Here is a 23529-nt window from a genome sequence, read left to right on the forward strand (position 1 = left end):
TCCCGTAAAGCTGTGTTATTTTTGTTATTATTTTAAAAAATACAAGTCCATATTTAATTTACGGAAAATAAAACCCAAATTCAATATCCAAATCTCATAAAAAAGCCGTCTCGAAAAAACGAGACGGCTTCAATTATAACTATTTAATACTTACAAAATATAGTCGGTATTAATGAAATTGGATTCTTTGCTATTTAATAACTCTTGTAAAATGGCATTGTTGTAGTCATTATCTTTAGAGGCAACAAAAGTTCTGATAGAGAACGAACGCAATGCATCGTGAATACTCAACGTACCCACTGCTGAATCTTTTCTTCCTGTAAATGGGAAAACATCCGGTCCTCTTTGGCAAGAACTATTCAAGTTTACTCTACAAACAAGATTTACTAAAGTATCGATAAGCGGTGCAATAGTTTTGATGTCTTTTCCAAACAAACTTACTTGTTGTCCGTAATTAGACTCAGCCATATCATTCAATGGCTCTTGAATGTCTTTGAAAGAAATAATAGGCACAACTGGTCCAAACTGCTCTTCATGATACACACGCATTTCCTTGTTTATAGGAAACAAAACTGCTGGGAAGATATAATTATCAGAATGCTCTCCTCCTTTTGCATTAATAACTTTTGCTCCTTTACTTGTAGCATCATCTATTAATTCCTGAATATAAGCCGGTTTTTCTTTTTCTGGTAAAGGAGTAAGAAATACTGATTTATCCCATGGATTTCCAAAAGTTAATGCATCCACTTTGGCTGCAAAACGTCTGTTGAATTCGTCCGCTATTGATTCATGCACATATAATACCTTCAAAGCAGTACAACGTTGCCCGTTGAAAGACAAAGATCCCGCTATACATTCTTGGATGGCCAAATCTAAATCGGCATCCGGAAGGATTATCGCAGGATTTTTTGCTTCTAATCCTAATACCAAACGCAATCTGTTTTTGTTTGGATGTTGGTCTTGCAAAGCAATCGCTGATTTACTGTTTCCTATCAAAGCCAAAATATCAACTTTTCCAGATTTCATGATTGGTGAAGCCACTTCACGTCCTCTACCGTACACAATATTGATAGCTCCTTTTGGAAAACTGCTTCTGAACGCTTCTAACAAAGGAGATAGTAATAAAACGCCGTGTTTAGCTGGTTTAAAAATTACAGGATTCCCCATAATTAAGGCAGGAATAAGCAACGAAAAAGTTTCATTCAATGGATAGTTGTATGGTCCTAGACACAATACAACCCCTAGCGGTCCTCTACGAACCATTGCATTTATCCCTTGTACTTTAGAAAAATGAGCACTACGGGCGTTTAATTCTTTATAACTTTCAATAGTGTCATAGATATACTCTACAGTTCTGTCAAATTCTTTTTCAGAATCACCCAATGATTTTCCAATTTCCCACATCAAAAGTTTAACAACTTCTGTTCGAGTCGTTTTCATTTGGGCAACAAAATTTTCCATGCATTTGATGCGATCCACAACTTTCATTGTAGGCCATAAACCTTGTCCGTTATTGTAAGCCGCAGATGCCGCTTCAACTGCTTCCATAGCCTCTGCTTCTCCCATAAATGGAATAGAACCCAAGATAGTAGGTTCGTATTTTTCAGTAGATGAAATCGTAGAAAAAACTGGAGTGGTTTGACCGGTCCATTTTTTTAGTTCCCCATTGATTAAATAAGTATCCTGATTTAGTAGCGTATTAATTTGAAATTCTTCTGGTATAAAACTCATTATAGGTTGGTTATATTTAAAATTTAATAAAAAGAGGCCTTCGTATTTATAGTTTTATGGTTAAACGATATCGCCATTCCATTCTATAATTCCTCCTAATAAGTTGTAGGTGTTTTCAAAACCCAGTTCGTTCATGATTTCACAAGCTTTTGCACTTCTCATTCCGGAACGGCAATACACGTAATAATTTTTACTTTTGTCTAAAGCCTCTATTTCGTCTATAAAACCCTGTCCCTTGTGAATATCGATAAGTATGGCATTAGCTATAATTCCATCATTCGTTTCGTCTTCGGTTCTCACGTCAAGTATTACTGCATTTTCATCAGCTTCGAATTGAGCAACCCAATCTTCTTGTGTTAAATTCATAGTATCTTTTTTTGTAAAAATACAAAGATTTTACCAAACAATAAACCCTCCATTTGTTAATTAGATAATATTCAAAAGAAAACGTTTTCGCAAAACATTAACTATCAAGAAACTATAAATTCGGCGTTTATTTTTGCGAAAAATAGTCTATTAAATCCATCGGAAATACATAAAGCACAACACCTGATAATTCAGGAATCAATCTCTTTTTGAATACTATAATTGCAATAATCTTTTGAGTTTTTAGACTACTTTTACAATATAACTATTGCCAAAATTTAAAATAATACGAAAATGCTTGATCCTATAAAGAAACTATTTCCTTCATTTTCTACTGAATTAGTCAAAGATGTTGATGCCAATGCTACTTTTCAATCCTTCAAAGCAGGCGATGTTATTATGCGAACTGGACAATACATAAAAAACACCGTTTTGGTTATCAGTGGCAAGATTAAGATTTACCGCGAAGATGAAAATGGTGGTGAATTTTTCATGTATTATTTACAACCCGGTCAAGCGTGTGCTATTTCCATGATTTGCGCTACAAAGAATACAAAAAGCCAAATCATGGCCAAAGTTGTTGAGGACGTAGAATTGATAATGATTCCTTTACCGCTGATGGATAAATGGATGATGCAACACCGCAGTTGGTATGAATTTGTAATTGATACCTATCGCAGCCGATTTGAAGAAGTGCTGGAAGTTGTTGACAGTATCGCTTTTAGAGCAATGGATGAACGCTTAGAATTCTACCTAAAACGCCATGCCGATGCTTGTGGCTGCAACCATTTAAAACTTTCCCATCAGGAAATTGCATCTGAATTGAATACATCAAGAGAAGTTATTTCCCGTTTACTAAAAAAAATGGAACAACGAGGATTGGTCAATTTACAGCGCAATAACATTGAACTTTTGAAATAAATCTTCCTAATGTGATAAATGTTACTGTTTGTCTAAAATTTACAGACAACCTTTGCAATAAAAAGTTTTAAAATGGAATATTTAGGCTATTTTGCATCAATTATCATAGGCCTTTCATTAGGTTTAATAGGCGGCGGCGGATCAATTCTAACCATTCCCATTTTAGTTTACTTATTTAAGATCGAACCAGAATTAGCAACCAGTTATTCGTTATTCATCGTTGGAGTTACCGCATTATTTGGATGTATTAGCCATTATAAAATGGGAAATCTTAAAATTAAATCCGCACTTTACTTCGCCATTCCGTCGGTTTTTTCAATACTGATAATCCGGGAAGTTATTTTTCCAAAAATAGCGGCAACACTATTCTCTATTGCATCTTACCAAGTATCGAAAAGTTTTCTGATTATGATTGTTTTTTCCGTATTGATGATGGCCGCTGCTATATCCATGATACGCAAAACAAAACCGGTAATGGGCACTCCAAAAACAAACTACACACAACTGGGAATCATTGGGTTTATAGTTGGAATTGTAACTGGTTTTCTAGGTGCGGGTGGCGGATTTTTAATCATACCAGCCTTGTTATTTTTTGCTAATTTGCCCATGAAACAAGCCGTTGGCACCTCTTTACTCATTATTTTCATCAACTCTTCAATTGGTTTTGGTGGCGATTTATATATTGGTACACCTATAAATTATCCTTTTCTACTGGGGATTACCGTCATAGCGTTTTTAGGAATGATCATAGGAATCAAACTTTCGAAAAAAATTGACGGTGCTAAACTAAAACCAATCTTTGGCTGGTTTGTATTAGTGATGGGAATTTACATCATTACTAAAGAGATTTTCTTTCATTAAAAACAAAAAAGTATCCCGAGTTGGAATACTTTTTATTTTTTAATTTGAATACAATGCTAATGTTCACCATACCCGATTTCGTCCATTTTACCGCTAAAAACTTTATACTGAATTATGAAGTACACAATAACTAAAGGCAAAGCGATAACAAACCAATACACGCCTACTGACAATCCATATTCTCCAGCAGCAGTATTGTAAATGGTTAACGAAGGATTCACCGCATTGGTCGAAGGCAGGACATTCGGAAAAATAGAAGCCGTCGTTGCGGCAAATCCTCCTACGAGAAACATGCTCGAAAACAAGAATCCATGCCCGTCTTTTTTAAATGTTTTTACTTTAAACAATCCAAAAATGCCTATAAATGCAATCAATGGGAATATCCAAAGAAATGGATTTTCAACAAAATTGTGAAACGGTTTGGGTTCTATTCTGTGCCAAATTAATAATGAAATCATTACCAATCCCAATAACACAAAATTGAGTTTAAAAACCACCTCTTTTAATTTTGCATTCAAAGAAGAATTCGTTTTATAAATAATCCAATTCGCACCATGAATCGTCAGCGTAACAGCACTAACCACTCCTAAAAACAGGGTAAACCAATCTATAATTCCCAATTGATCCGCTTTTGGACTAAAAGTTGGATTCCACAACGGCAAAAAGAAAAAATGAGCTTCCTGTGTTGAAACACCATTTTCTACCATGCCCAGATTTACACCGCGAACAATATTCCCCAAAGCCACACCAAAAAATATGGCTAATAATAAACTCGCAATCCCAAAGGCTTTATCCCAAATGACTTCCCACATAGGATGATGAATTTGACCACGCAATTCCAAACCTACAGCTCTGAAGATAAGCAACCATAAAATCATCATTAAAGGCAAATAAAATCCACTGAATGAAGAGGCATACAACGTAGGAAAAGCAAAAAACAAAACCCCGCCTGCGGCAATTAACCATACTTCATTGGCATCCCAAAAAGGGCCAATCGCGCTGGTTATCGCTTTTTTATCTTTCTCTGTTTTAGCAAAAAACAAATGAATAATTCCCGCTCCAAAATCATAACCATCCAGTACAATATAAACGGCCAAAATTCCCATTAAAACTACATACCAAAAGAATTCCATAATTTATTTATTTTCTGTTTGAGGTCCTTTATTTATAATTTTACCAACCAAGAGTAAAAACAACATGCCTAATAAGAGGTACAATCCTATAAATCCAAGCAACGTAAATAACGTATTTCCGGAGGAAACTGTTGGCGAAGCACCTTCGGCGGTGCGTAATAAATTATATACTAACCAGGGCTGTCTTCCTAATTCAGCGGTGTACCATCCTGTTGTATTCGCGATGTATGGAAATGGAAGCATAAAAAGCAGCGACCACAAAATCCATTTGGTTTCGAATAATTTTTTTCGAATGAGCTGAAAAACCGCAAAACCCATTAAACCGATGAAAACCGTTCCGAGTCCAACCATAATGTGATACGCGTAATATAATCCTGAAATATTAGTGGGATGATTTTCTTCTTTAAATTGATCCAATCCTTTAATTTCACTATGCCAATTCCCGTAAGTCAAAAAACTCAAAATATTAGGCACTGCAATTTTATTGTCCAGTTTTTTATCTTTTACGTCAGGTTGACCAATCAAAACAATTTCGGAACCCTCTTTTTCACTGTGAAAAATCCCTTCCATAGCGGCAAAAGTAACAGGTTGGTATTTTACGACATTCTTGGCTAATAAATCTCCGGTAGGAACTGCAACGATAAGGCTTGAAGCCAATCCGAAAATCACTCCCGTTTTCACAAATAATTTCCCAAAAACCACATTCTTTTTACTCAAAATATAAAAAGCGCCAATCCCTGCAACAACAAAAGAACTGGTTACCATAGAAGCTGCCTGATTGTGAAAATAGGAAGGCCACAACCAAGGGTTTGTAAATAGCGCTGCAAAGTTATTCAGGACAAATTTACCATTGGCTAAAATTTCATAACCAACTGGATATTGCATCCAGGAATGCGTTGCTATTATTAAAAATCCGCTGGCCCAGGAACCTATAAAAATGAGTAATCCGGTGACAAAATGCCATTTATGCCCGATTAATTTTTCTCCAAATAAAAACAAACCTAAAAAGGAGGATTCCAAAAAGAAAGAAAACATGCCTTCCATAGCCAACGTTTGTCCAATGATTCCTCCCGTTAATTCCGAAAACTTAGCCCAATTGGTTCCAAACTGAAACTCCATCGGAATTCCGGTTACCACGCCCATCGCAAAATTAAGTGCGAAGATTTTCATCCAAAAATGGGTAGCCTGATTGTAATGTTCATTTTGGGTATGCAAAAACTTCCATTTGAAATAAATAATGATTAGGGAAAGTCCCATGGTCAATTGAGGAAACAAGTAGTGAAAGGTAATCGTAAATGCAAATTGCATTCGGTCGTAAAAAAGCATTTCTTCCATTCAAATATATTTTATCAGAGGTTTTGCAAATTTACCCATTATAAGTAACATTTCTTTTACAGAATCCAACTTTATTCTCTTCAATTTAGTAGATTTTCATATAGAAATATAGCGAATACTATTGGCGTCTTTTTTCCTGAAATTAAAAAAAGTTGTGTAACTTTAGTCACCAATTTTTCTTAAAAACAGAAGTACATTTGTACAGTAAATAAAAAAATTGTAATCATGCAAATTGAACAAATATATACGGGTTGTTTAGCACAAGGCGCTTACTACATTACTTCAAATGGTGAAGCAGCTATAATTGATCCTCTTCGTGAAATTCAACCTTATTTAGATAGACTGGAACGTGATCAGGTAAAACTGAAATACATTTTTGAAACCCATTTTCATGCTGATTTTGTCTCCGGACATGTTGATTTAAGCAGAGAGACCGGAGCTCCAATTGTTTATGGTCCAAATGCAAAATGTGAATTTGAATGCGTTTCTGCCACAGATGGTCAGGAATTCATCATTGGAAACATCAAAATAAAAGCATTACATACGCCCGGACATACCATGGAAAGCACGACCTTTTTATTGATTGATGAAAACGGTAAAGATCATGCTATTTTTTCTGGAGACACCTTATTTATTGGTGATGTGGGAAGACCGGATTTAGCCCAAAAAGCGGCACACATGACTCAGGAACAATTAGCCGCTATGTTATACCATTCGTTAAGAGACAAAGTGATGACTTTGGCTGACGATGTTATTGTATATCCGGCTCACGGTGCAGGAAGCGCTTGCGGTAAAAACATGAGTAAAGAAACCGTTTCAACTATTGGCAACCAAAAAGCAACTAATTATGCTTTGAGAGCTGATATGACTGAAGCCGAATTTGTACAGGAAGTAACGGAAGGTTTGTTGCCGCCTCCAGCCTATTTTGGGATGAATGTAGCTATGAATAAAAAAGGATATGAAAGTTTCGAGAATGTATTACACTTAGGAATGCGTGCTTTATCGGTAACTGAATTTGAAGCTGCTGCCGAAGAAACCGGAGCCTTAATTTTAGACACCAGAAAAAACACTGATTTTGCCAAAGGATTTATTCCTCAATCTATAAATATTGGAATTGATGGCGATTTTGCTCCTTGGGTGGGTGCTTTAGTTGCCGATGTCAAACAACCAATTCTAATCGTTTCCGAAGAAGGACAAGAAGAAGAAACCGTTACGCGCTTGAGTCGTGTGGGTTTTGATAACTTAATAGGTCATCTGGAAGGTGGTTTTGATGCTTGGGCAAAAGCTGGAAAAGAAATTGACACCGTAAATAGAATTACTGCCGAACAATTTGCCAAAGAAGTAAAAATTGGCGAAAGCAAAGTAATTGATGTACGTAAAGAAAGTGAATATTGTGCCGAACACGTTGAGGAAGCGTTTAGCAAGCCATTAGCAGTTATCAATGATTGGATCAAAGACATTAATCCAAAAGAACATTTTTATTTGCATTGTGCCGGTGGCTATCGCAGCATGATTGCAGCTTCCATATTAGAAGCTCGTGGTTTTAGAAATTTCACTGAAATTGAAGGCGGTTTCAATGCTATTGCAAAAACAAATTTACCAAAAACAGATTTCGTTTGCCAAAGCAAAGTTTTGAAATAAAAGTAATTACATTCAAAAAAATCAAATTATGGAAGATATAAAATGCTGTGTAACTTCATGTGAAAAACCGCTTGACGCAGCGTATTGGGAAGCCCAATACAAAACCAAAGCCACCGGTTGGGATTTAGGTAAAACATCCCCTCCTTTACAAACCTATATAGATACATTAGAAAATAAAAACATCGCTATTTTGATTCCTGGTTGCGGGAACAGCTATGAAGCTAAATACCTTCTGGAACATGGTTTTACTAATATTACCGTTATTGATATTGCGCCAACACCGGTTGCTGATTTAAAAGAGAAGTTCAAAAACAATTCCAATATCCAAATCATATTAGGTGATTTTTTTGAACATCAAGGAAAATACGATTTGATTATTGAACAGACTTTTTTCTGTGCTTTGCCTCCTACCCTACGTCAAAAATACGTTTGGAAAATGCATCAACTTTTGGCTGATGAAGGAAAATTGGCAGGATTATTATTTACTAGAACATTTGAAGTAAGCCCCCCTTTTGGCGGAAGTAAAGAAGAATATGAGACACTTTTCACAGCAGCTTTTGAATTTTTAAAAATGGAAGTTAGTCTGAATTCGATTGCACCAAGAGCAAATTCGGAATTATTTTTCGAATTAAAAAAGAACAACAAAGTCAATGTTAATCTTTATGAATTTGAAGGGATTACTTGCAGCGGTTGTACGGAATCTGTTACACGAAAATTTGCTGCAATAGATGGAATAGTAAATGTAAGTATGAGCAGTGATTTTGCGGAAATACTAATTGTCAGTAAATATGAAATTGCAGCCGCAGCATTACAAAATGCAATTTCTTATGATGAAAAGTATCAAATTAAAAAAATAAGTTAGTCATACAAGTTTGCTTTTTTCAAAAATAAAATGAAAGAATTATTATTTACAAATTGGCATATTATGCGATTAGTTCGTCTGGCGTTTGCCTTATTTTTATTTGCTCAAGCCTATATATTACGAGAATGGATGTTTATCGCCTTTGGGTTATTTTTCTTCATTCAAGTGCTATTTAATTTAAGTTGCGGTTCTAATGGTTGTACTATTTCAAACAATAAATACAGTAAAGATGAGTAATTTCAACAGTATTATCCAATCCGAAAAGCCAGTTTTAATAGACTTTTTTGCAACATGGTGTGGACCATGCAAAATGCTTAGTCCCATTTTAAGAGAAGTAAAAGACAGTTTAGGAGACCGTGTTTCTATCATCAAAATTGATGTAGACAAAAACCAACAAATAGCGTCTCAATACCAAGTACGAGGTGTTCCCACAATGATTTTATTTCAAAATGGCAAACAACTCTGGAGACAATCCGGCGTATTGACTAAAGAAGAAATAATTAAAACTATTATAGAAAAAAGTAATGCATGACTAGAAAAGCAATCCTTGTCACAGGATTAGGGATAGTTGTAGGTGCCATCGCAGGTTATCTGTATTATTACTATATAGGTTGCGCTACTGGAAAATGTGCCATTACTTCAAAACCATTAAATTCTACATTTAACGGGAGTTTAATCGGCGGATTAGTGTTTAACATGTTTGTGAAAGATAATTAAAAAAAAAATTAAGTATCTCATCTTGAGATACTTTTTTTTTTAATTATCTTTGTTAACCAAATGGTTAAACCGTATAGTTAAATCACCATGACAACCGAAGAAAAAATATTCAACGCCGCCAGGATTGTATTTCAGAAAAAAGGCTTTGCAGGCGCCAGAATGCAGGAAATAGCAGATGAAGCCGGAATAAATAAAGCTATGCTTCATTATTGTTTCAAGAACAAGCAATTGCTTTTTAAAGCTGTTTTTATGAATGCTTTTGGACAATTAGCACCGCAAATCAATACTATTTTTAATTCTGATGAAACCGTTTTCGATAAAATAAAAAAGTTTACTTACAGCTATATTTCGTTTGTTATTGACAATCCGTATTTACCACAATTTATCATTCAGGAAATGAATAATAATCCGGAGTTTATGATGTCTTTTTTAAATCACGAAAACAAACCCAACCCTACTCTGCTGATTTCTCAAATCGAAAAAGAGATTGCATCAGGAATCATAAAACCAATTAATCCAAAACAACTATTATTGGATATTTTTTCGATGACCGTTTTTCCATTTGCAGCACAAATGATGGTGAAAGGAATCATACAAATATCCGATTCAGAGTTTAATCAGCTGATGGAAGAACGAAAAACCAGCATTGCGGAACAAATTATTAATTCGATAAAAAGATGAAACGAATACTAATCACCCTTTTTTCATTAGTCGTTTTTTATACGAATGCGCAACAAATAGTTTCGCTAGAGGATTGTTACGCTTTAGCAAACAAAAACTATCCATTGTACAAACAGACCGAACTGCTGCAACAAAAATCAGTCTATGAAATTGACGCACTCAACAAAGGGAAACTACCTAAAATTGACATAAATGCTCAAGCAACTTATCAATCAGATGTGACAGGATTGCCAATTGCGATGCCCAACGTAACTCCGTTAAATAAAGACCAATATCGAGCAACATTAGATGTAAACCAATTACTTTATAATGGCGGAATGATTGACACCAATGCCAAACTTAAAACCGCACAAACCAAAACGCAACAGCAACAAGTTAAAGTTAATTTGTACCAAATTAAAAATAAAATCAATCAGTTTTATTTCTCTGTTTTGTTACTGCAGGAACGGAAAGCTATTTTTATTTCGAAGCAAGAACAACTGATTTCCAAAATCAAAGAAGTGAAAACGGGAGTGAAATTTGGCGCTATTCTTCCTGCTTCGGAGCAAGTTTTAGAAGCCGAAAATTTAAAAATACGACAACAACTCATAGAAATTCAATTTGACAAAAAAAGAATGCTGGACAATTTATCTACGCTTATTTTTTCGCCATTAGATGAAAATAGCACTTTGCAGAAACCAAATATTGCTACTGATTTTACAAAAGATACTAATCGTCCGGAATTGAAATTATTCGATTTGCAAAACGAACAGATCGAAATTTCAAAAGAGGTGATTTCGAAAAATAATCTCCCAAAAGTAAATGCATTTAGTCAGGCAGGTTATGGAAATCCGGGTTTAAATATGTTAGATAATTCGTTTCAAACCTTTTATATGGTGGGGTTAAAAGCTAATTGGAATGTATTTGACTGGAACAAATCGAAAATCGAAAAACAAGCACTTTCCATTTCAGAAAATATTATAACAACAGAAAAAGATACATTTTTACTAAACAACAATTTGCAAGTTCAGGAAATCGAAAACGAAATAAAAAAATCGGAAGAAATTATTAAAACTGATTCTGAAATCATCACTTTACGGGAATATGTGGTCAAATCATCTGATGCCCAATTGCGAAATGGTGTGATTACTTCCTCCGAATACTTGGTGGAACTGACCAATTTATACGAAGCAAAAAACAATCAAAAATTGCATGAAATTCAGTTGGCTTTGGCCAAAGCAAATTATCAGGTTAATAAAGGGTATTAACTTGATAATGAGATGATTTCAGAAAATAATAAAAATAAAAAAATGAAAACAATATTTACATTCTTAATTCTTACCAGTCTAATTTCTTGTACTAGAAACAATGAAAAAGCGGATGACTACGGAAATTTTGAAGCAACCGAAGTTACGATTTCGGCGGAAGCTAATGGAAAAATTGACTTTTTACAATTGGAAGAAGGCGATATTCTCGAACCTAATACCCAAGTGGGATTGATTGACACAACCCAATTGTATTTCAACAAACAGCAATTGATTGCTTCCAAAAGCACGGTTTTTTCAAAATCCAAAAACGTTTTATCACAAACCAATGTATTGAGAGAACAGCTAAAAACTACTCTAATTGAACAAAAAAGAATTCAAAACATGTTTGCCGAAAATGCAGCTACCAAGCGTCAAGTGGATGAAATTATCGGGAAAGTAAATGTGTTGGATGAACAGATAAAAAGTGTAGGAACTCAAAATGCGCCCATCGTAAACGAAGTACAATCGATTGATGTGCAAATCGAAAAAATCAACGACCAAATTCAGAAAAGCAAAATCATCAATCCAATAAAAGGAACGGTTTTGGCCAAATATTCGGAACCAAATGAAGTCACCGCTTTTGGCAAACCACTTTATAAAATTGCCGATATTTCTGAAATGACTTTGCGCGTCTATGTCAGCGAAACCCAATTGGCTCAAATAAAAGTCGGACAAAATGTTACTGTGAAAATAGATTCCCAAAAAGACATGAAATCGTATCCCGGTATTATTTCCTGGATTGCTTCATCGGCGGAGTTTACACCAAAAATAATCCAAACCAGAGAAGAACGCGCCAATCTCGTTTATGCCGTGAAAGTAAAAGTTAAAAATGACGGCATTCTAAAAATAGGAATGCCAGCCGAAATGTGGATCAAATAATTTAAAAAACAAAATGATGAACTTAAAAAACTTGCATACAGAAAAAAAGCCTGTTCAAACAAACGTACTTTTTTCAACACAAGAAGGAAAAGTGATTTCCTTGCAGATTGCAGCAGGCGAACAGCTAAAAGAGCATATTACAAAAGTTCCTGCACTATTAGTTTGTGTCAATGGAGATGCAATTTTTCACGATGAAAAAGGAAAATCAATAGGATTACTATCCGGCGATTATGTGAATATCGAAGCAAATGTAAAACACTGGGTAGACGCTAAAGAAGACAGCAATTTTATACTGATTAAATAATGAGTATCCAAGTCCAAAATATATCCAAATCTTACAACAATATCAAAGCGGTTGAGGACATTTCTTTTGAAGTAAAAGAAGGGGAATTATTTGGATTAATTGGACCTGATGGCGCAGGAAAAACAACTATTTTCAGGATTCTCACAACGCTTTTGCTGGCTAATGAAGGTTCGGCTACTGTAGCAGGTTTTAATGTTGTGAAAGAATATAAAGCCATTCGGAATTCGGTGGGTTATATGCCTGGAAAGTTTTCATTGTACCAAGATTTGTCAGTTGAGGAAAATTTGACATTTTTCGCGACTATTTTCGGAACAATGATTGAAGAAAATTACGATTTAATCAAGGATATTTACATTCAGATTGAGCCATTCAAAAAACGAAGAGCGGGTGCACTTTCGGGAGGAATGAAACAGAAATTGGCTTTGTGTTGCGCTTTAATCCACAAACCAAAAGTGCTTTTTTTAGATGAACCCACCACGGGAGTTGACCCTGTTTCCCGAAAAGAATTTTGGGAAATGCTCAAGCGATTGCAACAAAAAGGAATCACGATTCTGGTTTCAACGCCATATATGGACGAAGCTGCTTTGTGTGACAGAATCGCGCTAATCCAAAAAGGGAAAATCCTAAAAATAGACAGTCCTGAAAATATCATTAGCAACTATGATAAAACTATTTACGATGTTCGAGCCAAAAACACCTATCAACTCATTCAGGATTTGCAACATTATCCCAGTCAATACAGCGTTTTTGCCTTTGGAGAATACATTCATTATATTGATAAAAAAGAAGATTTTAATAGCGCTGAATTGCTGAATTATCTTCAAAGTAGAAATCATGCTGAAATAGAAATTCATATTTCAAATCCAACAATCGAAGACGTATTTATGGATTTATAAGATTAAAAATAATGCGATTGCTTCGTGCCTCACAATGACAATATGAACCAAGAAAAAATCATAAGCGTACAAAATATCACTAAAACATTTGGCAGTTTCACCGCGGTCAACAGTATTTCTTTTGATGTGAATAAAGGAGAGATTTTTGGTTTTCTGGGAGCCAATGGAGCCGGAAAAACTACCGCTATGAAAATGCTTATCGGGATTTCGAAACCGACCTCCGGCGAAGCTATAGTTGCCGGTTTCAATGTCAAAACACAGTCCGAAATGGTGAAGAAAAGTATTGGCTACATGAGTCAAAAATTCTCGATGTACGATGACTTGACCATCAAGGAAAATATCACTTTTTTTGGCGGAATTTATGGCTTAAGCCGAATCCAAATTAAAGATAAGACAGACAAATTAATTCACAAATTAGGACTCGAAGAAGCAGCCGACAAACTGGTTGGCGCACTGCCATTGGGATGGAAACAGAAATTATCCTTTTCGGTTGCTTTATTACACGAGCCTAAAATCGTATTTCTGGATGAACCAACCGGTGGCGTGGATCCCATAACCAGAAGACAATTCTGGGAAATGATTTATGCCGAAGCCCACAAAGGAACTACCATTTTTGTAACCACACATTATATGGATGAGGCCGAATATTGTGATCGTGTTTCCATCATGGTCGAAGGCGGCATCGAAGCTTTGGATTCTCCAAAAAACTTAAAAAAACACTATAATGTGGCTTCTATGAATGACGTATTTTTAAAATTATCGAGGAATGTGGAGTAAAAACTAAAAGTTTTAAAAATGAAAAGATTCATCGGATTTGTCACAAAAGAATTCTATCACATATTTCGTGATAGACGCACTATGTTTATCCTTTTCGGAATGCCAATTGCACAAATCATGTTGTTTGGCTTTGCAATTACCAATGAAATCAACAATGTGAATATTGCTATTTTAGACCAATCAAAAGATACTGAAACGCAAAAAATAATCAACAAAATCAATGCTTCTCAGTACTTTAATATTGAACAGGAAATCAGCAGTGAAAGCCAAATAGAATCAGTCTTCAAAAAAGGAAAAGTAAAAGCAGTTCTCGTTTTTGAAAACCATTTTATAAAAAACCTCCAAACTAAAAAACAAGCCAAAGTTCAGGTAATAACTGATGCGACAGATCCCAATATTGCCAATACAATTACGAATTACGTGAATGCTATTTTGCAAAATCACACACAGGAAATCAATAAAAACAATCCATCCAATTACCAAATACAAACGCAGACACAATTGTATTACAATCCAGAATTGAAAAGTGTGTACAATTTTGTACCCGGCGTTATGACCATCATTTTGATGCTCGTTTCCGCCATGATGACCTCGATTTCCATTACCCGAGAAAAAGAACTTGGTACCATGGAAGTCCTTTTGGTTTCACCACTGAAACCCTTTCAGGTGATTATTGGTAAAGTATTTCCGTACGTTTTCCTTTCAATTATCAATGCCACGATAATAATACTTTTAGGCTTTTTTGTATTCAAAATGCCTATTGAAGGAAGCTTATTTTTATTGGCTTTCGAAAGTATTCTGTTCATTATTTCTGCACTTTCACTAGGAATATTGATTTCAACTATTTCAAATTCGCAACAAACCGCCATGATGATTTCCCTGATGGGATTAATGCTGCCCGTCATTATCCTTTCAGGATTTATTTTCCCAATTTCCAGTATGCCCAAGGCGATGCAAATCATCAGTAATATCATTCCTGCCAAATGGTTTATCATCATCATCAAAGCCATCCTGCTCAAAGGCGCATCGATTGCAGTGATTTGGAAAGAAACATTGATTCTATTGGGAATGACCGTGTTTTTCATTGCATTAAGTATTAGACAATATAAAATAAGATTAGAATAATTTTTTCAGGAGCTATTTCCTGCTATCCGTTACAATCTTTATTGTTTCCAAAAAAGGAAACTATAAAGGATTTTTACTGCAAACGAAGTTCACTGAACTCCGATGAAAATTGAAATTAAGTGAAGAATCAAGGCTAAAAACATAAAATTGAAAACAATACTATTTATCATCCAAAAGGAGTTCAGGCAAATCTTTAGAAATAAAGCAATGCTTCCCATTATATTTGTTATGCCCTTACTTCAATTATTGATATTGTCAAACGCGGCTAGTTTTGAAGTAAAAAATATCCAGTTTTCCTATGTTGACAATGATCATTCGGCTGCTTCACGAGAATTAATTTCTAAGTTTCAAGCCTCCAATTATTTTAAAGTAGTCCAAAGCTTTACTTCAAAAACCGAAGCCAATCTGGAAATGCAAAAAGGAAAAGTAGACATCATTCTCGAAATCCCAAACCATTTTGAACGCAACCTCATCAAAGAAAAAAAAACAAGTCTTTCCGTAAGCATCAATGCCATCGACGGTGCGGCCGCCGGAATTGAAAATGTGTATATCACCCAAATCATAACGGCATTCAATCAAAACATACAAACTAAACTGTTTCAATACAACGATGCCACTTTTGTACAACCTCAAAATATTGTTACAATACCTTCCTTTTGGTACAACAACACCTTGAATTATAAAACCTTAATGGTTCCTGGAATTTTGGTTCTTTTGGTTACAATGCTTACTTTATTTCTGTCCTCGATGAATATTGTTCGGGAAAAAGAAATGGGAACATTAGAACAAATCAACGTTACTCCTATAAAAAAACACCAGTTCATTATTGGAAAATTATTTCCTTTTTGGGTATTGGGCTTAGTGATTTTAACTGTGGGATTGCTCATTGCAAAACTGATTTTTGATGTTCCCATTTTAGGTAATATTGGATTGATTTATTTGTTCACATCGGTATATTTATTTGTCATTCTGGGCATCGGATTGTTCATATCAAACCATACGGAAACCCAACAACAAGCCATGTTTATTGCATGGTTTTTCATAGTGATTTTCATCTTAATGAGCGGTTTATTTACACCTATAGAAAGTATGCCGCAATGGGCCCAAAATGTAACTTTGTTTAACCCCATTCGGTATTTTGTGGAAATTATTAGAATGGTAATGCTCAAAGGTGCTTCTTTTTCAGATATTTTATTTCAATTTTTTGTCATTATTATTTATGCTTTTATTTTAAATGTTTTGGCTGTGTGGAGTTATAAAAAAGTTAATTAACTTTATATCATTATGAAAAAATTCCCTCAATACTACAGGCTTTCAAAATCCGAATCTTTGTTTGTAAGAGAACCATTATCACGATTCAAAAACTTAGTTTTCTTATGTAAAGTCCTTTATAACTTCGTTAATGCATTCCTAAAAATGCATTCTATTGGTACTTGTGTAACCATTTTTGGCTCTGCCCGATTTGGTCCGGAAACGAATCATTATCATGATGCGGTAAAAATTGGAGCAAAGTTAGCCAAACTAGGATTTACAGTAATGACTGGCGGAGGTCCCGGAATAATGGAAGCGGCAAATAAAGGCGCTTATGAAGCTGGCGGCTATTCTGTAGGCTGCAATATTGTCCTTCCCGTAGAACAAATACAAAATCCATATTTACACAAATGGGTTTATATCCCCTACTTTTTTGTCAGGAAAGTAATCCTGATAAAATACTCTTATGCATTTGTTGTTATGCCTGGAGGAATTGGCACTTTGGACGAATTATTTGAAGCTTTAACTTTAATTCAGAATAAAATAATAAATAATTTTCCGATAGTAATTTTTGATAAAAAATATCACGAAGAGCTAATTCACCATATCCAAATGATGTCAGAAAATGAAAGTATCAGTCCGGAAGATATGAAGCTTTTATTTGTAACTGATTCCGTAGATGAATTAATAGCGCACATAAAAAAACATGCAATTAAACAATTTGGTTTAAAAAAGCAACCTTATAAAGCCAAATGGTGGTTTGGAGAAAGAAGAAAAAGATAAAAACAACTAATAGCTGAATTTGCTATCATCTCCTTTTTTATTTTGACAATAATTAAAATTATTTATCCAACCATTTATGCAGAATTAGTTCTAGATTTGATTTAACAATAGGCTTCGCAATGTAATCATTCATCCCTGACTCAAAACATTTTTCTTTTTCTCCTATCATTATTCCGGCAGTTAAGGCAATAATAGGAATGTTTTTAGCTTTTTGTAATTTTCTAATTTCAGCGGTCGTTTCATATCCATTTTTTATTGGCATTTGTATATCCATTAAAATGAGGTCCAGTTGCTCTTTTTTACACAGTTTTATTGCCCCAATTCCATCCGAAGTTTCTACTATTATACAATTAGGAATTATAGCTTTAAGAAGTGTTTTTATCAAAAGCATATTAATCTTATTATCCTCAACAATTAATATTTTGATGGGATTTAAAATTTCAGTAGGTATAATTTCATCTTCCCCTTTTCGATTACTTTCACTATGACTTGGCTCTATCAAATGTTTCGATTTTTTAAGTTCAATGGTAAAGAAAAAATCACTTCCGTGTCCATAATTACTTATTAACTCTAATTTGCTGTTCATCAAACTTAAAAGTTGATTTGAAATTGCTAATCCTAAGCCAGTTCCTCCAAACAGACGTGTTATAGAATTATCCTCTTGAACAAAAGACTGGAATATTTTATCTTGATTTTGTAGTTTTATACCAATACCGGTATCTTTTACTGAAAAATGTAAGTTAGCAGTATTAACTCCTGAGTTAGATTTATTATGAATATCTAATACAATTTGACCTGTTTTTGTGAATTTTAATGCATTCCCAATTAAATTTACTAGAATCTGTTTCAATCGTATGGAATCCCCAAAGACATAATGAGGTACGTTTTTATCAATATTTAAAACTAAATCTATATTTTTTAAAGCCGCCTGATATTTGAAAAGATCAACAACTTGGCGTGCAAGTTCAAAGAGATTTAATTCTTCGATATTTAATTCTAATTTTCCGGATTCTATTTTTGAAAAATCTAAAATATTATTTACAATTTCAGCTAATATCGTTGCCGATTCATTTACGGTATTCATATATTCTAGCTGATTTTTATCAAGATTTGATTTCATCAACAATTCAGTAAAACCAATTATTCCGTTTAATGGAGTTCTAATTTCATGACTCATATTAGTAAGAAAACTTGACTTCGCTTTATTCGCGGCTTCGGCTTGATCTTTTGCTTTTGTCAATTCTATTTCCAACATTTTCATTTCCGTAATCTCAATAAAACTTATAATTACTTCTGTTATTTCTCCTTGATAATCAAAAACGGGAAATCCATTTAATAAAAGCCATATCGTTTTAGAATTATCGGGTCTTTTAATTCCCATGATAAAATTTTTGATTGGTTTTTTCTGGCTAATAATTTGGTTTATAGGATAATTTTCAATTGGCAAAGCTTCATAATTTTCATTTACAAGTCTCCATACTGGATTAATTGCTATTTTGCCCTTCATTTGATTGCTACTTAAACCAATCAACTCCGACGCTTTAGGATTAGATAAAATAATAGAAGTATCTGAAGAATGAACAATAATACCAACATCGATATTATTTAATAATCCACGATACCTTTCTTCACTTTTTCTAAGTGCTTTTTCCGCCAATTTTAATTGTGTGATATCCACAACTGAAATCAGAGCTTGTTCCCTATCCTGAGTAACTATACCCGTGAGATAAACATTCGTTATACTATTATTGTCTAACAATAAATCAACCTCACAACATTCTTTAACTTTACCGCTAAATACATTCTCTAAAAAAAGATTAAAAATTGGCTTTGTATCATTGGTGACAAAAAATCCGAATTGGCTCTCCATTAATCGAGATCTTTCTTTCCCTAGCATTTGGGATCCCGTCAAATTAAGTGCTGCAATTTTTCCTGTTTTTGTAAGCGTAAAATAGCCAGACGGAGCAAAATCATATAAATTCGTGTACTTTTCAGTAGCAACTTCGGCCTGTTCTTTCGCATGAATAAGTTCTTCATTTTGCATTTCAAGTTCTATTTGATGAACTTCAAATTCATGAATAAGTTTCAACGTATCGGCTTCAGAAAGATTAGAGTCTAACTTTAACTGTTGCTTTTTTTGTAATTCTTCCGCTTTTTCCCGAAGAATTATCATGGCTTCTGATTCATTTTTAGTTTTTTTCATAATTTCCGCCTGTGTTAAATATTGTCTTTTTTGAAGATATGATTGGGGAATTATATATGTTCTACTCTTATTTGAATTTACTTTTTTACTTAGCGATTCGGGATTTCATGAATAAAGCATTGAATCACCTTATGACTTCCTATAAAATACATTGTGCTGATAAACTCAATGTTTCTTTTTTTCCCATCAGCTGTTTCAATATTGATATTCTCAAAACGAACAAATTCTTTTTGATTTAATTCTTTAAATTTTTCCATATTTGGAATAATATTTTTAAAAAAAACAATTTCCCAAATTTCTTTTCCAATAAAATTTTCTTTGGTATGGCCTAATAAATCAATCAAAAATGGGTTTAAGGCTGTTATTATTCCTGTTTTAGGATTCAGAAATAAAATTCCATCCTTAACTGATTCAAAAAGATGATTATAACGTGTTTCTGAAAAGACTAATGCATCTTGAGCCTCTACTCGATCAGAAATATCACGAATAATACATTGTATCACTTTTTTATTATTTACTAAATATACGTTACTTACAAACTCTACATTTATTTTTCTTCCATTTGCCGTTTCAAGTGGTAAATTTTCATATCGAACAAATTCCTTTTTTTGTAGTTCTAAAAATTTATCTTTATTGGCAACTATGTCTTTCAAAGAACCAATTTCCCAAATAGATTTTTCGATAAATTGATCATGTGAATAGCCTAACATTTCAACCAAAAAGGGATTTGCATCCATTATCATCCCTGTTTCGGAATTCAGAATCAGAATTCCATCCTTTGCTGATTCAAAGAGACGACGGTATCTATTCTCCATTTTCAGAGACTCTTCTGCCTGTTTTGTTGTTGTAATATCAGTAAAAGTAATCACAATTCCATCAATACGATCGTCCAGAGTGCGATAGGGCATTATTCTAACATAGTAATATCTGCCATCATTTGTCTCAACTTCCTTTTGAATGGGTGTAAGTGTTTTGATAACTTCAAGCGCATTACTTTCCATTTCAGGATATTTCAAATCACAAACTAAATCAGTAAAAGGTCTTCCTATATCAGCTCCTCTTAATTTAAATATTTTAGTCACCGGATCAGTAAATCTGCGAATATTCAACACCTTATCTAGAAAAAGAGTAGCGATTTCAGTGCTATTGAGCAGGTTTTTCATGTCGTTGTTAGCCTGTTCAAAATCAACTAATTTACTTTGGAGTTCTGCATTTACCGTTTGCAATTCTTCATTTAGACTTTGCAACTCTTCTTTGGAAGTAGTAAGTTCTTCGTTAGTGGACTGCAGTTCCTCATTAGTCGATTGCAGCTCTTCATTGGTCGATTTTAGCTCCTCTTGTGAGGTTTGCATCTCTTCACGAGTACTGTTCAAATCTTCATTACACCGAATTAGTTCAGCTTCCAGTTCCTTTTGTTTTCTGGAAACACTTTGTTTTTTTTGTTTTAATGTATTTCCATCCGATTCTATATCTTCCGTTACATCACTGAATACCAACATAATCATCCCTTTTAAAGCATCTGGATTTTCAATCTGTTGGAGTGTTAAATTTACAAAATATTTACTCCCGTTTTCAACTATTTTTACATTTTCAACTTTTACCGGATCAAAGCTTTGTGATGCTCTACGGAAAGCAACAGGTAGTTCATTTCGCAAACCTTCCCGAGCCATTGCATGTATATTCCAGTTTGCTTTACCGGCAACTGGTTCTAGATATTTTCCAGTTCTTCCAGTAATATAAATAATGTCTCCTTTATTATTAACTAATATGCTTGCAGGTGAAAAACGCTGAAGTAAAATTTGATCTGCAAGGATTTGTATGTTTTCTACAACCTTAGTTTCTTTCATAATATCGGTGGTTAATCTTTTAATTTGGGAAAAAGAACTTGGAAAATTAGTGAATTCAGGAACAACTGATTTTGAAGTACGTTTAAAAATTTTTAATTTGGAATCAATTACTTCAAATCCTTTGATACTGTTTCCTACAGTTTCTGCCGTTCCCAATACCATTATCCCGCCTGGATTAAGACTATAATTAAATAGCATTATCAATTTATTTTGTAATTGTGGCTCCATATAAATCAACATATTTCGGCAAGTCAATAGATCTAGCTTTGTAAATGGAGGGTCTTTTATAACATTGTGAGGAGCAAAAACTATCATTTCGCGAATGGATGCATTCACACGATAACCTGTTTTTTCAGTATAAAAATACTTGTTGATACGCTCCGGAGCTACATCTTTTATAATATTTGATAAAAAAACTCCTTTTCTGGCTTTCTCTATCGCTACAAGATCTAAATCAGTGGCGAAAATCTGGAATTTAATATTTTTATCTTTTTCAATTTTTGCAATGGCTTCCGCAAAAACTATAGCCAAAGAATACGCCTCCTCTCCTGTAGAACAGGCTGGAACCCATGCCCTAATAGTATATCCATCCGGTATGTTTTTCAACATATTGGGAATAATTTCCTCTTTGAGTTTTTCCCAAACGGCGGTATCTCTAAAAAAACTGGTGACACCAATTAACAATTCTTTGAAAAGTAATTCTACCTCTTTTGGATTTTCTTGTAAAAAACGGACGTAGGTTTGTATTCTGTCTATTTGATGTATTGCTTTTCTCTTTTCAATCCGTCGCATTAAAGTGTTTTTTTTATACATCGAAAAATCATGTCCCGACTGTTCCCGAAGCAAGATTATAACTTTATCAATACTACTTTTACTTTTAAGAAGTACTTCAGAATCCAAGTTTATTTCGGGAAAATATTTGAGCAAGGCAATCAGTTTAACGGGCAATTCTTCGGCGGGAGCTATAATATCCGCTATGACAGCTTCGATTGCGTTGCGGGGCATACTATCAAATTTTGCAGATGAAGGTTCTTGAACAAGTACGATCCCATTTTTTTCTTTAATGGATTTTAATCCCAAGCTACCATCGGACCCCATCCCGGAAAGAATGATTCCTATACTTTTTTCCATTCGGTCTAAGGCCAAAGATCTAAAAAAAACATCGACTGGTAAGCGTAAGCCACGGGATTCAACAGGATCAAATAAATGCAGTCTCCCTTTTAAAATGGATAAACTTTTATTTGGCGGAATTACATATACGTGATTTGGTTTTACTTTAAGTATATCAGTGGCTTGTAAAACCTCCATTTGTGTCATTCTTTGTAATAACTCAGGCATTATTCCAACATGTGTGGGATCCAGATGTTGAATAACTACAAATGCCATGCCGCTGTTATTGGGCATGTTTCTAAAGAACAATTCTAATGCCTCAAGTCCTCCAGCTGATGCTCCAATACCAATGACTGGAAAATCATTGGTATCGGTTCCAGACAAAATTGAATCTGATTTCAAATCTAAAACTTTGTCTTCCAACAGATTGATTTGATTATTGTTTATCATCACGAAATTAGAATTTTCTATATCTTTTATTTGTTGAATCGGATTTCTTCATTCACAATTACTTTTTTTTATTTTGGCTAAAATAATTTGGCTAAATTAATACGTTATTATGGACTAAATTGCTTTTTCACAAAAGTAAAAACTGTTAAATTTTCTTAATCTTTCGCCAAGAAATCAGTTCTGTTTTACAATTGATTGCCTTTTTAAAATAATAAACTTCATTCTAATACTACGAAAAATAACTTATATACATTTAATCCAACACTATACTATTATAAATTAAATATTAATCTGAATTTAGGGGTAATTAATATTAAATTTAGTGAAAATAAATATTTTTTACAAATAAATTAAATTCAATAATCATCAA

At 34.0% G+C, this 23529-nt stretch carries 22 protein-coding genes; 16 read left to right on the forward strand and 6 right to left on the reverse strand.

The window, feature by feature from the left end:
• Nucleotides 1–150: 150 nt before the first annotated feature.
• The gene (locus ACM55M_RS05485) at nucleotides 151–1731 is read right to left on the reverse strand and encodes an NADP-dependent glyceraldehyde-3-phosphate dehydrogenase (RefSeq protein ID WP_416856577.1); all 1581 of its coding nucleotides are present in this window, start codon (nucleotides 1729–1731) and stop codon (nucleotides 151–153) included.
• Between the two features lie 60 nt (nucleotides 1732–1791).
• Nucleotides 1792–2097, reverse strand: a complete 306-nt coding sequence (locus ACM55M_RS05490; protein ID WP_039109696.1) for a rhodanese-like domain-containing protein — start codon at nucleotides 2095–2097, stop codon at nucleotides 1792–1794.
• A 294-nt stretch (nucleotides 2098–2391) separates the two neighbouring features.
• Between ACM55M_RS05490 and ACM55M_RS05495 the strand changes: the two genes are divergently transcribed.
• Both ACM55M_RS05495 and ACM55M_RS05500 read left to right on the forward strand, forming a co-directional pair.
• Nucleotides 2392–3018, forward strand: coding sequence for a Crp/Fnr family transcriptional regulator (locus ACM55M_RS05495; protein ID WP_416856578.1), 627 nt, complete (start codon nucleotides 2392–2394; stop codon nucleotides 3016–3018).
• A 72-nt stretch (nucleotides 3019–3090) separates the two neighbouring features.
• On the forward strand, nucleotides 3091–3879 hold the full coding sequence (locus ACM55M_RS05500) for a sulfite exporter TauE/SafE family protein (RefSeq protein ID WP_416856579.1): 789 nt from the start codon (nucleotides 3091–3093) through the stop codon (nucleotides 3877–3879).
• Between the two features lie 56 nt (nucleotides 3880–3935).
• On the opposite strand, the gene cydB is transcribed toward ACM55M_RS05500, so the two are convergent.
• Both cydB and ACM55M_RS05510 read right to left on the reverse strand, forming a co-directional pair.
• The gene (gene cydB / locus ACM55M_RS05505; RefSeq protein WP_416856580.1) at nucleotides 3936–5012 is read right to left on the reverse strand and encodes a cytochrome d ubiquinol oxidase subunit II; all 1077 of its coding nucleotides are present in this window, start codon (nucleotides 5010–5012) and stop codon (nucleotides 3936–3938) included.
• Between the two features lie 3 nt (nucleotides 5013–5015).
• Entirely contained in the window at nucleotides 5016–6347 is a 1332-nt protein-coding gene (locus ACM55M_RS05510; RefSeq protein ID WP_416856581.1) for a cytochrome ubiquinol oxidase subunit I, read from the reverse strand.
• A 225-nt stretch (nucleotides 6348–6572) separates the two neighbouring features.
• On the opposite strand from ACM55M_RS05510, the gene ACM55M_RS05515 reads away from it, so the two are divergent.
• The 14 genes from ACM55M_RS05515 (at nucleotide 6573) to ACM55M_RS05580 (ending at nucleotide 17549) form a co-directional block, all read left to right on the forward strand.
• Nucleotides 6573–7988 (forward strand): MBL fold metallo-hydrolase, encoded by a 1416-nt coding sequence (locus tag ACM55M_RS05515; protein WP_416856582.1) that lies wholly within the window; start codon nucleotides 6573–6575, stop codon nucleotides 7986–7988.
• A gap of 28 nt (nucleotides 7989–8016) precedes the next feature.
• Nucleotides 8017–8850, forward strand: a complete 834-nt coding sequence (locus ACM55M_RS05520; protein ID WP_416856583.1) for a methyltransferase — start codon at nucleotides 8017–8019, stop codon at nucleotides 8848–8850.
• A 30-nt stretch (nucleotides 8851–8880) separates the two neighbouring features.
• Nucleotides 8881–9087 (forward strand): hypothetical protein, encoded by a 207-nt coding sequence (locus ACM55M_RS05525; protein WP_416856584.1) that lies wholly within the window; start codon nucleotides 8881–8883, stop codon nucleotides 9085–9087.
• Nucleotides 9080–9382, forward strand: a complete 303-nt coding sequence (gene trxA / locus ACM55M_RS05530) for a thioredoxin (protein ID WP_039109689.1) — start codon at nucleotides 9080–9082, stop codon at nucleotides 9380–9382. Before ACM55M_RS05525 ends, trxA begins: the two co-directional genes overlap by 8 nt.
• Nucleotides 9379–9567, forward strand: coding sequence for a hypothetical protein (locus ACM55M_RS05535; RefSeq protein WP_416856585.1), 189 nt, complete (start codon nucleotides 9379–9381; stop codon nucleotides 9565–9567). The genes trxA and ACM55M_RS05535 overlap by 4 nt, the downstream gene beginning before the upstream one ends.
• Nucleotides 9568–9654: 87 nt before the next feature.
• Nucleotides 9655–10248 carry a TetR/AcrR family transcriptional regulator gene (locus tag ACM55M_RS05540; RefSeq protein ID WP_416856586.1) on the forward strand — a complete coding sequence of 198 codons (594 nt, stop codon included), beginning with the start codon at nucleotides 9655–9657 and terminating at the stop codon, nucleotides 10246–10248.
• A complete protein-coding gene (locus ACM55M_RS05545) occupies nucleotides 10245–11495 on the forward strand; it encodes a TolC family protein (protein WP_416856587.1) in 1251 nt (416 codons plus the stop codon). The genes ACM55M_RS05540 and ACM55M_RS05545 overlap by 4 nt, the downstream gene beginning before the upstream one ends.
• Before the next feature lie 42 nt (nucleotides 11496–11537).
• On the forward strand, nucleotides 11538–12413 hold the full coding sequence (locus tag ACM55M_RS05550; RefSeq protein WP_416856588.1) for an HlyD family secretion protein: 876 nt from the start codon (nucleotides 11538–11540) through the stop codon (nucleotides 12411–12413).
• Nucleotides 12414–12426: 13 nt separating this feature from the next.
• On the forward strand, nucleotides 12427–12717 hold the full coding sequence (locus ACM55M_RS05555) for a cupin domain-containing protein (RefSeq protein ID WP_416856589.1): 291 nt from the start codon (nucleotides 12427–12429) through the stop codon (nucleotides 12715–12717).
• A complete protein-coding gene (locus tag ACM55M_RS05560) occupies nucleotides 12717–13613 on the forward strand; it encodes an ABC transporter ATP-binding protein (protein WP_416856590.1) in 897 nt (298 codons plus the stop codon). The genes ACM55M_RS05555 and ACM55M_RS05560 overlap by 1 nt, the downstream gene beginning before the upstream one ends.
• 42 nt (nucleotides 13614–13655) lie before the next feature.
• A complete protein-coding gene (locus ACM55M_RS05565; protein ID WP_416856591.1) occupies nucleotides 13656–14390 on the forward strand; it encodes an ABC transporter ATP-binding protein in 735 nt (244 codons plus the stop codon).
• A gap of 18 nt (nucleotides 14391–14408) precedes the next feature.
• Complete coding sequence (locus ACM55M_RS05570) at nucleotides 14409–15515, forward strand: ABC transporter permease (RefSeq protein WP_416856592.1); 1107 nt, start codon at nucleotides 14409–14411, stop codon at nucleotides 15513–15515.
• Between the two features lie 147 nt (nucleotides 15516–15662).
• Nucleotides 15663–16787 (forward strand): ABC transporter permease, encoded by a 1125-nt coding sequence (locus ACM55M_RS05575; RefSeq protein ID WP_416856593.1) that lies wholly within the window; start codon nucleotides 15663–15665, stop codon nucleotides 16785–16787.
• A 12-nt stretch (nucleotides 16788–16799) separates the two neighbouring features.
• Nucleotides 16800–17549: an LOG family protein gene (locus tag ACM55M_RS05580; RefSeq protein ID WP_416856594.1), complete on the forward strand. Its 750-nt coding sequence runs from the start codon at nucleotides 16800–16802 to the stop codon at nucleotides 17547–17549.
• A gap of 58 nt (nucleotides 17550–17607) precedes the next feature.
• Here the strand turns inward: ACM55M_RS05580 and ACM55M_RS05585 are convergent, their stop codons facing one another.
• Both ACM55M_RS05585 and ACM55M_RS05590 read right to left on the reverse strand, forming a co-directional pair.
• Entirely contained in the window at nucleotides 17608–19752 is a 2145-nt protein-coding gene (locus tag ACM55M_RS05585) for an ATP-binding protein (protein ID WP_416856595.1), read from the reverse strand.
• Nucleotides 19753–19841: 89 nt separating this feature from the next.
• A complete protein-coding gene (locus ACM55M_RS05590) occupies nucleotides 19842–23159 on the reverse strand; it encodes a chemotaxis protein CheB (RefSeq protein WP_416856596.1) in 3318 nt (1105 codons plus the stop codon).
• Nucleotides 23160–23529 lie beyond the last annotated feature (370 nt).

Source organism: Flavobacterium galactosi (genome assembly GCF_048158585.1).
In the GTDB taxonomy this organism is placed as follows: Bacteria; Bacteroidota; Bacteroidia; order Flavobacteriales; family Flavobacteriaceae; genus Flavobacterium; species Flavobacterium galactosi.

What these genes read in the sequence shown, in the direction of transcription:
- ACM55M_RS05580 (WP_416856594.1), top strand. Translation starts at nt 16,800, where the DNA reads ATGAAAAAATTCCCTCAATACTACAGGCTTTCAAAATCCGAATCTTTG.
- ACM55M_RS05590 (WP_416856596.1), bottom strand. Translation starts at nt 23,159, where the DNA reads ATGATAAACAATAATCAAATCAATCTGTTGGAAGACAAAGTTTTAGAT.
- ACM55M_RS05495 (WP_416856578.1), top strand. Translation starts at nt 2,392, where the DNA reads ATGCTTGATCCTATAAAGAAACTATTTCCTTCATTTTCTACTGAATTA.
- ACM55M_RS05515 (WP_416856582.1), top strand. Translation starts at nt 6,573, where the DNA reads ATGCAAATTGAACAAATATATACGGGTTGTTTAGCACAAGGCGCTTAC.
- ACM55M_RS05570 (WP_416856592.1), top strand. Translation starts at nt 14,409, where the DNA reads ATGAAAAGATTCATCGGATTTGTCACAAAAGAATTCTATCACATATTT.
- ACM55M_RS05585 (WP_416856595.1), bottom strand. Translation starts at nt 19,752, where the DNA reads ATGAAAAAAACTAAAAATGAATCAGAAGCCATGATAATTCTTCGGGAA.
- ACM55M_RS05490 (WP_039109696.1), bottom strand. Translation starts at nt 2,097, where the DNA reads ATGAATTTAACACAAGAAGATTGGGTTGCTCAATTCGAAGCTGATGAA.
- ACM55M_RS05540 (WP_416856586.1), top strand. Translation starts at nt 9,655, where the DNA reads ATGACAACCGAAGAAAAAATATTCAACGCCGCCAGGATTGTATTTCAG.
- ACM55M_RS05550 (WP_416856588.1), top strand. Translation starts at nt 11,538, where the DNA reads ATGAAAACAATATTTACATTCTTAATTCTTACCAGTCTAATTTCTTGT.
- ACM55M_RS05520 (WP_416856583.1), top strand. Translation starts at nt 8,017, where the DNA reads ATGGAAGATATAAAATGCTGTGTAACTTCATGTGAAAAACCGCTTGAC.
- ACM55M_RS05560 (WP_416856590.1), top strand. Translation starts at nt 12,717, where the DNA reads ATGAGTATCCAAGTCCAAAATATATCCAAATCTTACAACAATATCAAA.
- ACM55M_RS05485 (WP_416856577.1), bottom strand. Translation starts at nt 1,731, where the DNA reads ATGAGTTTTATACCAGAAGAATTTCAAATTAATACGCTACTAAATCAG.
- cydB (WP_416856580.1), bottom strand. Translation starts at nt 5,012, where the DNA reads ATGGAATTCTTTTGGTATGTAGTTTTAATGGGAATTTTGGCCGTTTAT.
- ACM55M_RS05500 (WP_416856579.1), top strand. Translation starts at nt 3,091, where the DNA reads ATGGAATATTTAGGCTATTTTGCATCAATTATCATAGGCCTTTCATTA.
- ACM55M_RS05525 (WP_416856584.1), top strand. Translation starts at nt 8,881, where the DNA reads ATGAAAGAATTATTATTTACAAATTGGCATATTATGCGATTAGTTCGT.
- ACM55M_RS05555 (WP_416856589.1), top strand. Translation starts at nt 12,427, where the DNA reads ATGATGAACTTAAAAAACTTGCATACAGAAAAAAAGCCTGTTCAAACA.
- trxA (WP_039109689.1), top strand. Translation starts at nt 9,080, where the DNA reads ATGAGTAATTTCAACAGTATTATCCAATCCGAAAAGCCAGTTTTAATA.
- ACM55M_RS05535 (WP_416856585.1), top strand. Translation starts at nt 9,379, where the DNA reads ATGACTAGAAAAGCAATCCTTGTCACAGGATTAGGGATAGTTGTAGGT.
- ACM55M_RS05510 (WP_416856581.1), bottom strand. Translation starts at nt 6,347, where the DNA reads ATGGAAGAAATGCTTTTTTACGACCGAATGCAATTTGCATTTACGATT.
- ACM55M_RS05565 (WP_416856591.1), top strand. Translation starts at nt 13,656, where the DNA reads ATGAACCAAGAAAAAATCATAAGCGTACAAAATATCACTAAAACATTT.
- ACM55M_RS05545 (WP_416856587.1), top strand. Translation starts at nt 10,245, where the DNA reads ATGAAACGAATACTAATCACCCTTTTTTCATTAGTCGTTTTTTATACG.